Source organism: Orrella sp. 11846 (assembly GCF_048820935.1).
Lineage (GTDB): Bacteria > Pseudomonadota > Gammaproteobacteria > Burkholderiales > Burkholderiaceae_B > Algicoccus.
In genome coordinates this window covers 69,078-81,764 of the sequence record NZ_JBMERD010000007.1, presented here as the reverse complement: position 1 = coordinate 81,764, position 12,687 = coordinate 69,078, and the positions used below count along the sequence as shown (strand labels likewise).

The 12,687-nt window shown below is 56.7% G+C and carries 10 protein-coding genes and 2 pseudogenes; 7 read left to right on the top strand and 5 right to left on the bottom strand.

All coding sequences use genetic code 11. The features are described 5' to 3' along the window. Positions 1-133: 133 nt before the first annotated feature. Complete coding sequence (gene glmS / locus ACOI06_RS07535; RefSeq protein WP_420661913.1) at positions 134-1,972, top strand: glutamine--fructose-6-phosphate transaminase (isomerizing); 1,839 nt, start codon at positions 134-136, stop codon at positions 1,970-1,972. A gap of 440 nt (positions 1,973-2,412) precedes the next feature. Here glmS and ACOI06_RS07530 read toward each other — a convergent pair. Next, positions 2,413-2,763 (bottom strand): annotated as a pseudogene (locus tag ACOI06_RS07530) (DUF3330 domain-containing protein); the annotation flags it as partial. Between the two features lie 202 nt (positions 2,764-2,965). Beyond that, positions 2,966-3,979 (bottom strand): class 1 integron integrase IntI1, encoded by a 1,014-nt coding sequence (intI1, locus tag ACOI06_RS07525; RefSeq protein ID WP_000845048.1) that lies wholly within the window; start codon positions 3,977-3,979, stop codon positions 2,966-2,968. Between the two features lie 148 nt (positions 3,980-4,127). Here intI1 and aadA1 point away from each other — a divergent pair. The 4 genes and pseudogenes from aadA1 to ACOI06_RS07505 all read left to right on the top strand — a co-directional run bounded on the left by aadA1 (position 4,128) and on the right by ACOI06_RS07505 (position 6,891). Beyond that, a pseudogene (gene aadA1 / locus ACOI06_RS07520) lies at positions 4,128-4,966 on the top strand (ANT(3'')-Ia family aminoglycoside nucleotidyltransferase AadA1). Between the two features lie 116 nt (positions 4,967-5,082). Further along, positions 5,083-5,430 (top strand): quaternary ammonium compound efflux SMR transporter QacE delta 1, encoded by a 348-nt coding sequence (locus ACOI06_RS07515; RefSeq protein ID WP_000679427.1) that lies wholly within the window; start codon positions 5,083-5,085, stop codon positions 5,428-5,430. Beyond that, positions 5,424-6,263, top strand: coding sequence for a sulfonamide-resistant dihydropteroate synthase Sul1 (sul1, locus tag ACOI06_RS07510; protein ID WP_000259031.1), 840 nt, complete (start codon positions 5,424-5,426; stop codon positions 6,261-6,263). The genes ACOI06_RS07515 and sul1 overlap by 7 nt, the downstream gene beginning before the upstream one ends. A gap of 127 nt (positions 6,264-6,390) precedes the next feature. Further along, positions 6,391-6,891, top strand: a complete 501-nt coding sequence (locus ACOI06_RS07505; RefSeq protein ID WP_000376623.1) for a GNAT family N-acetyltransferase — start codon at positions 6,391-6,393, stop codon at positions 6,889-6,891. Between the two features lie 175 nt (positions 6,892-7,066). Here the strand turns inward: ACOI06_RS07505 and istB are convergent, their stop codons facing one another. Both istB and istA read right to left on the bottom strand, forming a co-directional pair. After that, positions 7,067-7,852: an IS21-like element IS1326 family helper ATPase IstB gene (istB, locus tag ACOI06_RS07500; protein ID WP_000983249.1), complete on the bottom strand. Its 786-nt coding sequence runs from the start codon at positions 7,850-7,852 to the stop codon at positions 7,067-7,069. Beyond that, entirely contained in the window at positions 7,839-9,362 is a 1,524-nt protein-coding gene (gene istA / locus ACOI06_RS07495) for an IS21-like element IS1326 family transposase (RefSeq protein WP_001324342.1), read from the bottom strand. Before istA ends, istB begins: the two co-directional genes overlap by 14 nt. A 1,085-nt stretch (positions 9,363-10,447) precedes the next feature. Between istA and ACOI06_RS07490 the strand changes: the two genes are divergently transcribed. Further along, on the top strand, positions 10,448-10,690 hold the full coding sequence (locus tag ACOI06_RS07490) for a transposase (RefSeq protein WP_000844627.1): 243 nt from the start codon (positions 10,448-10,450) through the stop codon (positions 10,688-10,690). A 31-nt stretch (positions 10,691-10,721) separates the two neighbouring features. Here ACOI06_RS07490 and tetR(A) read toward each other — a convergent pair whose 3' ends face one another. After that, a complete protein-coding gene (gene tetR(A), locus ACOI06_RS07485) occupies positions 10,722-11,372 on the bottom strand; it encodes a tetracycline resistance transcriptional repressor TetR(A) (RefSeq protein WP_000164043.1) in 651 nt (216 codons plus the stop codon). Positions 11,373-11,477: 105 nt separating this feature from the next. Between tetR(A) and tet(A) the strand changes: the two genes are divergently transcribed. Further along, positions 11,478-12,677 (top strand): tetracycline efflux MFS transporter Tet(A), encoded by a 1,200-nt coding sequence (tet(A), locus tag ACOI06_RS07480; protein ID WP_000804064.1) that lies wholly within the window; start codon positions 11,478-11,480, stop codon positions 12,675-12,677. Positions 12,678-12,687: the final 10 nt, after the last annotated feature.

Below are 12,687 nucleotides of genomic sequence, written 5' to 3'. Positions count from 1 at the left end.
TTATTTATGAAATATTTATTTAAAACAATGAGATTTTAACCAAATATTTCAAGAGTTAACGATTAATGATGTTTCATTTCAAGCAATTTGTTGGAGAATATACCCATCAATAGAATGGACTGAGGTTTTGGGTATGTGTGGAATCGTGGGTGGTGTCAGCGATCGTGATGTTGTGCCAGTATTGCTGGAAGGACTCAAGCGGCTCGAATATCGTGGTTACGATTCTTGTGGTGTAGCAGTTTTTGATGCGGCAACGGGTGCGTTGCGGCGTACACGCAGTACGCGTCGCGTGTCAGAACTGGTTGAACAAGTCCGCACAGAAGCGGTTAAAGGGTTCACGGGCATTGCGCATACGCGTTGGGCTACACATGGTGCGCCTGTCACTGAGAATGCCCATCCACATGTCTCTTGTTCATCCAATGGCCAGGCTCGCATTGCTTTAGTGCATAACGGCATTATTGAAAACCACGATGTGTTGCGTGATCGTTTGATCGAGCTTGGTTATCGTTTTGAAAGTGAAACCGATACTGAAGTGATCGCCCACCTGATCCATCATCATTACGAAGATGATTTGTTGACTGCAGTGCAAGCCACAGTGCGTGAACTGAAAGGTGCGTATGCGATTGCCGTGCTGTGTCGCGACGAGCCGCATCGTATCGTGGCCGCCAGAGACGGCTCACCTCTCGTGTTGGGTGTTGGCGAAAAAGAAAATTATGTCGCTTCAGACGCGTTGGCGTTGACGGGTGTGACCAATCAGATCGTGTATTTGGAAGATGGTGATGTGGTTGATCTGCAGCCCGGTGCCTATTGGTTAAGCGATGCCCAGGGGCAAAGTATTGAACGCACAGTTCAGACGATTGAACCTCACAGCACAGCGCTCGAATTGGGCCCCTATCGTCATTACATGCACAAAGAGATTTTTGAGCAACCACGTGCGGTGGCCGATACGATTGATGAAATTCAGTCGGTGATGCCAGAGATCTTTGGAGATGGTGCTTATGACGCCTTTCGTCAAACAGATCGGGTGTTGATTCTGGCTTGCGGGACCAGTTATTACGCAGGTATGACGGCTAAATACTGGCTAGAGTCTATTGCCAAGATTCCGACCAGTGTTGAAATTGCCAGCGAATACCGTTATCGGGATAGTGTGCCTAGTGCAGAGACCTTAGTGGTGACGATCTCACAATCCGGTGAGACTGCCGATACATTGTCAGCCTTAAAGCATGCGCAATCACTGGGAATGCACAATACGCTTGCGATTTGCAACGTACCCACGAGCGCCTTGGTGCGCAACAGTCGCTTTCAGTTCCTAACTCGTGCTGGCGTTGAGGTCGGTGTGGCTTCCACAAAAGCGTTTGCTACCCAACTGATGGGCTTGTTTGTACTGACACTGGCCATTGCCCAGACACGCGGTCATTTGGATGAAGCAACTGAAGCACAGTACATCAAAGCAATGCGACACATTCCGGTTGCGCTCAGTGGTGTGCTGGCGTTAGAGCCACAGATTATGGCTTGGGCTGAGAACCTTGCCAAACACAACAGCATTTTATTTCTGGGCCGTGGCATGCATTATCCGATCGCGATGGAAGGTGCTTTAAAGCTCAAAGAAACTAGTTATATCCACGCGGATGCCTATCCAGCCGGTGAAATTAAACACGGTCCGTTAGCGCTGGTGACAGACAACCTACCGATTGTTGCGGTGGTACCTGCCGATCACCTTGTGGACAAAATGAAGTCGAACATCCAAGAGGTTCGTGCTCGAGGTGCTCAAGTCTATGTGTTTGCGGATGCAAGCGCGCAAATGACCAGCGGCCCAGGACTTCAGGTAATCAGCCTGCCTCATTACGAAGGGGTTTTGTCGCCATTGCTACATGTGGTGCCTTTGCAGTTGCTGGCGTATCACACGGCTTGTGCACGCGGTACGGATGTGGACAAACCGCGGAATCTGGCTAAGAGCGTAACTGTGGAGTGAGGTCCTCTGTATTCGAGGATGAACTCCTTTGCATTTGGAGTAGGTTTTCAGTGTTTTAGTTGTTTTCGATCATGCTTTTTTGACTGTACGACAATAAGTAACTGAACCAGCACTTCCTTAAGTAAAGAGTTAAAGCCCAAGCCCTATACACTTGGGCTTTTTAATGAAATGCGATATTGGTGTTGCTAGAAAATCGACCAATAGGCTTGGTGAGTAATAACAACCAAGTGCGCTCATCTGTTTTAAGGCAACTTTGGAATCGATAGTTTGTATTCAGCCGTAAAGACCCGGCGAGTCCGTTTTTCAAGTGCCGGATCGGGTTTGACCATCGGGTCAACAACGGTGATTGGCTTTGGCATTTTTGATCTCCTGAGCGCCCTGATATATACGTTATCTCAAAATCACGTGGCTCAGGTCTATGTTGACACACAGGGTATGCCTCAACCTGACGGCGGCGAATCACAAGCGTCCGGTTTGACGCTGGTTTCGGTCGCAGTGCTGGCCCGCGCCTGGAAGCGCTGATAGCACTCCAGCCCGCAGAAATGCTCCACGTACTCGGCCCCTTCCGGCGTGAAGGCGGCATCGAGCGGGATTTCCTTGCAGCACACGCAGCAACTGGTGCTCGGTTCATTGGCGTTCATGGTGGTGTTCCTCCATTGGTTGACGAAGCCGACGAAGGCCGCCGCCGGCATCGGCCTGGCGAACAGGAAACCCTGCACCGTGTCGCAACCCGCCTGCCGCAACCACGCAAGGCAGTCGGGTGTTTCCACACCCTCGGCTACCACCTCCATTGTCGTTTTCAGAAGACGGCTGCACTGAACGTCAGAAGCCGACTGCACTATAGCAGCGGAGGGGTTGGATCCATCAGGCAACGACGGGCTGCTGCCGGCCATCAGCGGACGCAGGGAGGACTTTCCGCAACCGGCCGTTCGATGCGGCACCGATGGCCTTCGCGCAGGGGTAGTGAATCCGCCAGGATTGACTTGCGCTGCCCTACCTCTCACTAGTGAGGGGCGGCAGCGCATCAAGCGGTGAGCGCACTCCGGCACCGCCAACTTTCAGCACATGCGTGTAAATCATCGTCGTAGAGACGTCGGAATGGCCGAGCAGATCCTGCACGGTTCGAATGTCGTAACCGCTGCGGAGCAAGGCCGTCGCGAACGAGTGGCGGAGGGTGTGCGGTGTGGCGGGCTTCGTGATGCCTGCTTGTTCTACGGCACGTTTGAAGGCGCGCTGAAAGGTCTGGTCATACATGTGATGGCGACGCACGACACCGCTCCGTGGATCGGTCGAATGCGTGTGCTGCGCAAAAACCCAGAACCACGGCCAGGAATGCCCGGCGCGCGGATACTTCCGCTCAAGGGCGTCGGGAAGCGCAACGCCGCTGCGGCCCTCGGCCTGGTCCTTCAGCCACCATGCCCGTGCACGCGACAGCTGCTCGCGCAGGCTGGGTGCCAAGCTCTCGGGTAACATCAAGGCCCGATCCTTGGAGCCCTTGCCCTCCCGCACGATGATCGTGCCGTGATCGAAATCCAGATCCTTGACCCGCAGTTGCAAACCCTCACTGATCCGCATGCCCGTTCCATACAGAAGCTGGGCGAACAAACGATGCTCGCCTTCCAGAAAACCGAGGATGCGAACCACTTCATCCGGGGTCAGCACCACCGGCAAGCGCCGCGACGGCCGAGGTCTTCCGATCTCCTGAAGCCAGGGCAGATCCGTGCACAGCACCTTGCCGTAGAAGAACAGCAAGGCCGCCAATGCCTGACGATGCGTGGAGACCGAAACCTTGCGCTCGTTCGCCAGCCAGGACAGAAATGCCTCGACTTCGCTGCTGCCCAAGGTTGCCGGGTGACGCACACCGTGGAAACGGATGAAGGCACGAACCCAGTGGACATAAGCCTGTTCGGTTCGTAAGCTGTAATGCAAGTAGCGTATGCGCTCACGCAACTGGTCCAGAACCTTGACCGAACGCAGCGGTGGTAACGGCGCAGTGGCGGTTTTCATGGCTTGTTATGACTGTTTTTTTGGGGTACAGTCTATGCCTCGGGCATCCAAGCAGCAAGCGCGTTACGCCGTGGGTCGATGTTTGATGTTATGGAGCAGCAACGATGTTACGCAGCAGGGCAGTCGCCCTAAAACAAAGTTAAACATCATGAGGGAAGCGGTGATCGCCGAAGTATCGACTCAACTATCAGAGGTAGTTGGCGTCATCGAGCGCCATCTCGAACCGACGTTGCTGGCCGTACATTTGTACGGCTCCGCAGTGGATGGCGGCCTGAAGCCACACAGTGATATTGATTTGCTGGTTACGGTGACCGTAAGGCTTGATGAAACAACGCGGCGAGCTTTGATCAACGACCTTTTGGAAACTTCGGCTTCCCCTGGAGAGAGCGAGATTCTCCGCGCTGTAGAAGTCACCATTGTTGTGCACGACGACATCATTCCGTGGCGTTATCCAGCTAAGCGCGAACTGCAATTTGGAGAATGGCAGCGCAATGACATTCTTGCAGGTATCTTCGAGCCAGCCACGATCGACATTGATCTGGCTATCTTGCTGACAAAAGCAAGAGAACATAGCGTTGCCTTGGTAGGTCCAGCGGCGGAGGAACTCTTTGATCCGGTTCCTGAACAGGATCTATTTGAGGCGCTAAATGAAACCTTAACGCTATGGAACTCGCCGCCCGACTGGGCTGGCGATGAGCGAAATGTAGTGCTTACGTTGTCCCGCATTTGGTACAGCGCAGTAACCGGCAAAATCGCGCCGAAGGATGTCGCTGCCGACTGGGCAATGGAGCGCCTGCCGGCCCAGTATCAGCCCGTCATACTTGAAGCTAGACAGGCTTATCTTGGACAAGAAGAAGATCGCTTGGCCTCGCGCGCAGATCAGTTGGAAGAATTTGTCCACTACGTGAAAGGCGAGATCACCAAGGTAGTCGGCAAATAATGTCTAACAATTCGTTCAAGCCGACGCCGCTTCGCGGCGCGGCTTAACTCAAGCGTTAGATGCACTAAGCACATAATTGCTCACAGCCAAACTATCAGGTCAAGTCTGCTTTTATTATTTTTAAGCGTGCATAATAAGCCCTACACAAATTGGGAGATATATCATGAAAGGCTGGCTTTTTCTTGTTATCGCAATAGTTGGCGAAGTAATCGCAACATCCGCATTAAAATCTAGCGAGGGCTTTACTAAGCTTGCCCCTTCCGCCGTTGTCATAATCGGTTATGGCATCGCATTTTATTTTCTTTCTCTGGTTCTGAAATCCATCCCTGTCGGTGTTGCTTATGCAGTCTGGTCGGGACTCGGCGTCGTCATAATTACAGCCATTGCCTGGTTGCTTCATGGGCAAAAGCTTGATGCGTGGGGCTTTGTAGGTATGGGGCTCATAATTGCTGCCTTTTTGCTCGCCCGATCCCCATCGTGGAAGTCGCTGCGGAGGCCGACGCCATGGTGACGGTGTTCGGCATTCTGAATCTCACCGAGGACTCCTTCTTCGATGAGAGCCGGCGGCTAGACCCCGCCGGCGCTGTCACCGCGGCGATCGAAATGCTGCGAGTCGGATCAGACGTCGTGGATGTCGGACCGGCCGCCAGCCATCCGGACGCGAGGCCTGTATCGCCGGCCGATGAGATCAGACGTATTGCGCCGCTCTTAGACGCCCTGTCCGATCAGATGCACCGTGTTTCAATCGACAGCTTCCAACCGGAAACCCAGCGCTATGCGCTCAAGCGCGGCGTGGGCTACCTGAACGATATCCAAGGATTTCCTGACCCTGCGCTCTATCCCGATATTGCTGAGGCGGACTGCAGGCTGGTGGTTATGCACTCAGCGCAGCGGGATGGCATCGCCACCCGCACCGGTCACCTTCGACCCGAAGACGCGCTCGACGAGATTGTGCGGTTCTTCGAGGCGCGGGTTTCCGCCTTGCGACGGAGCGGGGTCGCTGCCGACCGGCTCATCCTCGATCCGGGGATGGGATTTTTCTTGAGCCCCGCACCGGAAACATCGCTGCACGTGCTGTCGAACCTTCAAAAGCTGAAGTCGGCGTTGGGGCTTCCGCTATTGGTCTCGGTGTCGCGGAAATCCTTCTTGGGCGCCACCGTTGGCCTTCCTGTAAAGGATCTGGGTCCAGCGAGCCTTGCGGCGGAACTTCACGCGATCGGCAATGGCGCTGACTACGTCCGCACCCACGCGCCTGGAGATCTGCGAAGCGCAATCACCTTCTCGGAAACCCTCGCGAAATTTCGCAGTCGCGACGCCAGAGACCGAGGGTTAGATCATGCCTAGCATTCACCTTCCGGCCGCCCGCTAGCGGACCCTGGTCAGGTTCCGCGAAGGTGGGCGCAGACATGCTGGGCTCGTCAGGATCAAACTGCACTATGAGGCGGCGGTTCATACCGCGCCAGGGGAGCGAATGGACAGCGAGGAGCCTCCGAACGTTCGGGTCGCCTGCTCGGGTGATATCGACGAGGTTGTGCGGCTGATGCACGACGCTGCGGCGTGGATGTCCGCCAAGGGAACGCCCGCCTGGGACGTCGCGCGGATCGACCGGACATTCGCGGAGACCTTCGTCCTGAGATCCGAGCTCCTAGTCGCGAGTTGCAGCGACGGCATCGTCGGCTGTTGCACCTTGTCGGCCGAGGATCCCGAGTTCTGGCCCGACGCCCTCAAGGGGGAGGCCGCATATCTGCACAAGCTCGCGGTGCGACGGACACATGCGGGCCGGGGTGTCAGCTCCGCGCTGATCGAGGCTTGCCGCCATGCCGCGCGAACGCAGGGGTGCGCCAAGCTGCGGCTCGACTGCCACCCGAACCTGCGTGGCCTATACGAGCGGCTCGGATTCACCCACGTCGACACTTTCAATCCCGGCTGGGATCCAACCTTCATCGCAGAACGCCTAGAACTCGAAATCTAACGTCCGTTCGGGCATCGAGGTCCATGTCGGGGTGGGACGGGCCCGTGGCTTCAAGATCACTTGCAGTCCGACCGCGATGTCTTGGTTGCGCGAGAGGTTGTCGATATCTGTTGATTTGCACCCAAATTTGACCCGGGATTTGCATTGAATTTTGACCCACCCCTTGTTGTCAGAATTATGTCTCGATTTTCAGTTTGCGGGTCTGTTTTTCCTCCTGCTTATTCTGAGTTGAACTGTGTTTGAAGCGGTAACTTTCATTGCCGGTTTCCAGGATGTGGCAGTGGTGGGTTAGTCGGTCCAACAACGCTGTTGTCATCTTTTCATCGCCAAACACTCGGCTCCATTCCGAGAAGCTCAAGTTGGTGGTCAGTATCACGCTGGTTTTTTCGTACAGCTTTGAGAGCAGGTGAAACAGCAGTGCCCCACCGGTTTGGCTAAAAGGCAAATATCCCAGCTCATCCAGAATCACCAAATCGGCATACAACAGACGGTTTGCGATTTGTCCCTGACGCCCAGATGATTTCTCTTGCTCCAGTGCATTGACCAAATCCACGGTGGAGAAGAAACGCACCCGTCGGTTCAAGTGCATCACTGCTTGTGTACCAATGGCTGTGGCCAGGTGAGTCTTGCCTGTGCCTGGCCCACCAATCAGCACCACGTTCTGGGCTTGTTCCATGAAGTCGCACCGGTGCAATTGTTTGACCGTGGCCTCATTAACCAGGCTTTGACTGAAGTCAAAGCCCACCAAGTCCCGATACACGGGGAACTTGGCCACCCGCAATTGATAGTTCACCGAACGTACTTCACGCTCTGCCACTTCAGCTTTAATCAAGCTGTCCAGCATGGGCAAGGCTTGATTAAATGCTGGTGAATTCTGATTGCCCAACTCCTCAATGGCGTGTGCCATGCCAAAGAGTTTCAAGGATTTGAGGATTCTCACATGGCCTTCATGCTGCATCATGGGCTCTCCTTAAACTGTCATAGCGGTTCACGTTGGCCTGTGGTTCCAATGTCAGCCTTAACCCCTTGGGAATTGGAATCGGTTTGGGTGGAGGTTCTTCGGTCAAACGTCCCAACAGATTAAGCACATGCTCCTTCGATGGCTTGCCACACTCCAATGCCAATTCCACAGCACTGAGTACCGCACCTTCATCGTGGTGCAATACAAGGGCCAGAATTTCCACCATGTCACGGTCACCGCCGGGGCGTTGCAGCAAGATGGATTGAAGCTTCTTGAACGCGGGTGGCAATTCAGCAAATGGCGCACCATTGCGCAACGCCCCAGGTTTCTTCTGAAGCACAGACAAGTAATGGTGCCAGTCGTATTGTGTGTGGCCACGCCGAGCGTGGCCACTGCCAAACAATCTTGGATGCTCGGCAATGTGTTGGCCTTCGGCAGCCATCACCAGCTTGTCTGCATAAATCCGAAGGCTGATGGCCCTGTTGGCGTAACTGGCAGGAACGCTGTAGCGATTGCCCTCGTGGTGAACAAGGCAGGTTGAAGTGACTCGCTTGGTTTGCTCCACGAATGCATCAAAGGCATTGGGTAGCGCCATCAACTCGCCTTGTTCATCGGCAAAGGCCTCTTGCACGGTTTGGTCCAATTCGGGGTGGCGCAGCTCAGACCACAGCGCTTTGCAGCGATGCTCAAGCCACACATTCAAATCAGCAAGGCTTTGAAAGTCTGGTGCCCCTTGCCACAGGCGTTGGCGGGAATCCTGCACGTTCTTCTCAATCTGGCCTTTCTCCCAACCCGATGCTGGATTACAGAACTGCGCATCAAACAGGTAGTGGCTGACCATGGCAGTGAACCGCTGATTGACCCTGCGCTCTTTGCCACGCCCCACCGAATCCACAGCGGTCTTCATGTTGTCGTAGATGCCGCGCTTGGGAATGCCACCGAAGATTTGAAAGGCATGCCAGTGGGCATCAAACAGCATTTCATGTTTTTGCTGGTAGTAAGCCCGAAGCACAAAGGCCCGGCTGTGGGCCAACTTAAACTGGGCAATCTGAAGTTTGACCTGTTTGCCCGCTATGCGGGCAAAGTCCTCACTCCAATCGAATTGGAAGGCTTCGCCACAAGCAAAGCGCAAGGGGATGAAACAACCCTTGCCCGAGGTTTGCGCCTTGAACTGTTCGGAATCTTTCCACTGTCGGGCAAAGGCACACACTCGGTCATAAGACCCGGTAAAGCCCAAAGCGACCAAATCCCGGTACATGCTGCGCAGGTTTCTGCGCAGCTTCTTTGTCTTTTTGTGCTCGGTGGAGAGCCACTGCCTTAACTTGGGCTCAAAAGGACTTAACTTGCCAACGCTGTCTCGCGCTGGGTACTGCGGTTCAACCACCTTGCTTTGCAAATACTTGCGAACGGTGTTCCTGGACAGGCCGCTTCGTCGGGCTATTTCCCGAATCGACGCACCATCGCGAAAATGCCAGCGTCGAATTGCGCTCAATATCGCCACGTTTATCACTCCTTGATTTCTCCCGCCATATCCAGACGGGAAACAGTGTCATACGTGGGTCAAATTTCGACGCAAATCTTTACCCTAAGTGGGTCAATTTTAGATGCAACTCAACAGGTGCCCCCTAATTGAGCATTTCCAGGCGCTTGCGCCTGGTCAACGAAAGAGTCAGCGCCGTAGGCGCTGCCATTTTTGGGGTGAGGCCGTTCGCGGCCGAGGGGCGCAGCCCCTGGGGGGATGGGAGGCCCGCGTTAGCGGGCCGGGAGGGTTCGAGAAGGGGGGGCACCCCCCTTCGGCGTGCGCGGTCACGCGCACAGGGCGCAGCCCTGGTTAAAAACAAGGTTTATAAATATTGGTTTAAAAGCAGGTTAAAAGACAGGTTAGCGGTGGCCGAAAAACGGGCGGAAACCCTTGCAAATGCTGGATTTTCTGCCTGTGGACAGCCCCTCAAATGTCAATAGGTGCGCCCCTCATCTGTCAGCACTCTGCCCCTCAAGTGTCAAGGATCGCGCCCCTCATCTGTCAGTAGTCGCGCCCCTCAAGTGTCAATACCGCAGGGCACTTATCCCCAGGCTTGTCCACATCATCTGTGGGAAACTCGCGTAAAATCAGGCGTTTTCGCCGATTTGCGAGGCTGGCCAGCTCCACGTCGCCGGCCGAAATCGAGCCTGCCCCTCATCTGTCAACGCCGCGCCGGGTGAGTCGGCCCCTCAAGTGTCAACGTCCGCCCCTCATCTGTCAGTGAGGGCCAAGTTTTCCGCGAGGTATCCACAACGCCGGCGGCCGCGGTGTCTCGCACACGGCTTCGACGGCGTTTCTGGCGCGTTTGCAGGGCCATAGACGGCCGCCAGCCCAGCGGCGAGGGCAACCAGCCCGGTGAGCGTCGGAAAGGCGCTGGAAGCCCCGTAGCGACGCGGAGAGGGGCGAGACAAGCCAAGGGCGCAGGCTCGATGCGCAGCACGACATAGCCGGTTCTCGCAAGGACGAGAATTTCCCTGCGGTGCCCCTCAAGTGTCAATGAAAGTTTCCAACGCGAGCCATTCGCGAGAGCCTTGAGTCCACGCTAGATCTATCTCATCTGCGCAAGGCAGAACGTGAAGACGGCCGCCCTGGACCTCGCCCGCGAGCGCCAGGCGCACGAGGCCGGCGCGCGGACCCGCGCCACGGCCCACGAGCGGACGCCGCAGCAGGAGCGCCAGAAGGCCGCCAGAGAGGCCGAGCGCGGCCGTGAGGCTTGGACGCTAGGGCAGGGCATGAAAAAGCCCGTAGCGGGCTGCTACGGGCGTCTGACGCGGTGGAAAGGGGGAGGGGATGTTGTCTACATGGCTCTGCTGTAGTGAGTGGGTTGCGCTCCGGCAGCGGTCCTGATCAATCGTCACCCTTTCTCGGTCCTTCAACGTTCCTGACAACGAGCCTCCTTTTCGCCAATCCATCGACAATCACCGCGAGTCCCTGCTCGAACGCTGCGTCCGGACCGGCTTCGTCGAAGGCGTCTATCGCGGCCCGCAACAGCGGCGAGAGCGGAGCCTGTTCAACGGTGCCGCCGCGCTCGCCGGCATCGCTGTCGCCGGCCTGCTCCTCAAGCACGGCCCCAACAGTGAAGTAGCTGATTGTCATCAGCGCATTGACGGCGTCCCCGGCCGAAAAACCCGCCTCGCAGAGGAAGCGAAGCTGCGCGTCGGCCGTTTCCATCTGCGGTGCGCCCGGTCGCGTGCCGGCATGGATGCGCGCGCCATCGCGGTAGGCGAGCAGCGCCTGCCTGAAGCTGCGGGCATTCCCGATCAGAAATGAGCGCCAGTCGTCGTCGGCTCTCGGCACCGAATGCGTATGATTCTCCGCCAGCATGGCTTCGGCCAGTGCGTCGAGCAGCGCCCGCTTGTTCCTGAAGTGCCAGTAAAGCGCCGGCTGCTGAACCCCCAACCGTTCCGCCAGTTTGCGTGTCGTCAGACCGTCTACGCCGACCTCGTTCAACAGGTCCAGGGCGGCACGGATCACTGTATTCGGCTGCAACTTTGTCATGCTTGACACTTTATCACTGATAAACATAATATGTCCACCAACTTATCAGTGATAAAGAATCCGCGCGTTCAATCGGACCAGCGGAGGCTGGTCCGGAGGCCAGACGTGAAACCCAACAGACCCCTGATCGTAATTCTGAGCACTGTCGCGCTCGACGCTGTCGGCATCGGCCTGATTATGCCGGTGCTGCCGGGCCTCCTGCGCGATCTGGTTCACTCGAACGACGTCACCGCCCACTATGGCATTCTGCTGGCGCTGTATGCGTTGATGCAATTTGCCTGCGCACCTGTGCTGGGCGCGCTGTCGGATCGTTTCGGGCGGCGGCCGGTCTTGCTCGTCTCGCTGGCCGGCGCTGCTGTCGACTACGCCATCATGGCGACGGCGCCTTTCCTTTGGGTTCTCTATATCGGGCGGATCGTGGCCGGCATCACCGGGGCGACTGGGGCGGTAGCCGGCGCTTATATTGCCGATATCACTGATGGCGATGAGCGCGCGCGGCACTTCGGCTTCATGAGCGCCTGTTTCGGGTTCGGGATGGTCGCGGGACCTGTGCTCGGTGGGCTGATGGGCGGTTTCTCCCCCCACGCTCCGTTCTTCGCCGCGGCAGCCTTGAACGGCCTCAATTTCCTGACGGGCTGTTTCCTTTTGCCGGAGTCGCACAAAGGCGAACGCCGGCCGTTACGCCGGGAGGCTCTCAACCCGCTCGCTTCGTTCCGGTGGGCCCGGGGCATGACCGTCGTCGCCGCCCTGATGGCGGTCTTCTTCATCATGCAACTTGTCGGACAGGTGCCGGCCGCGCTTTGGGTCATTTTCGGCGAGGATCGCTTTCACTGGGACGCGACCACGATCGGCATTTCGCTTGCCGCATTTGGCATTCTGCATTCACTCGCCCAGGCAATGATCACCGGCCCTGTAGCCGCCCGGCTCGGCGAAAGGCGGGCACTCATGCTCGGAATGATTGCCGACGGCACAGGCTACATCCTGCTTGCCTTCGCGACACGGGGATGGATGGCGTTCCCGATCATGGTCCTGCTTGCTTCGGGTGGCATCGGAATGCCGGCGCTGCAAGCAATGTTGTCCAGGCAGGTGGATGAGGAACGTCAGGGGCAGCTGCAAGGCTCACTGGCGGCGCTCACCAGCCTGACCTCGATCGTCGGACCCCTCCTCTTCACGGCGATCTATGCGGCTTCTATAACAACGTGGAACGGGTGGGCATGGATTGCAGGCGCTGCCCTCTACTTGCTCTGCCTGCCGGCGCTGCGTCGCGGGCTTTGGAGCGGCGCAGGGCAACGAGCCGATCGCTGATCGTGGAAAC

Bases quoted from the DNA above. Each gene is read 5' to 3' on its own strand.
- glmS (WP_420661913.1), top strand. From the start codon at position 134: ATGTGTGGAATCGTGGGTGGTGTCAGCGATCGTGATGTTGTGCCAGTA.
- intI1 (WP_000845048.1), bottom strand. From the start codon at position 3,979: ATGAAAACCGCCACTGCGCCGTTACCACCGCTGCGTTCGGTCAAGGTT.
- ACOI06_RS07515 (WP_000679427.1), top strand. From the start codon at position 5,083: ATGAAAGGCTGGCTTTTTCTTGTTATCGCAATAGTTGGCGAAGTAATC.
- sul1 (WP_000259031.1), top strand. From the start codon at position 5,424: ATGGTGACGGTGTTCGGCATTCTGAATCTCACCGAGGACTCCTTCTTC.
- ACOI06_RS07505 (WP_000376623.1), top strand. From the start codon at position 6,391: ATGGACAGCGAGGAGCCTCCGAACGTTCGGGTCGCCTGCTCGGGTGAT.
- istB (WP_000983249.1), bottom strand. From the start codon at position 7,852: ATGATGCAGCATGAAGGCCATGTGAGAATCCTCAAATCCTTGAAACTC.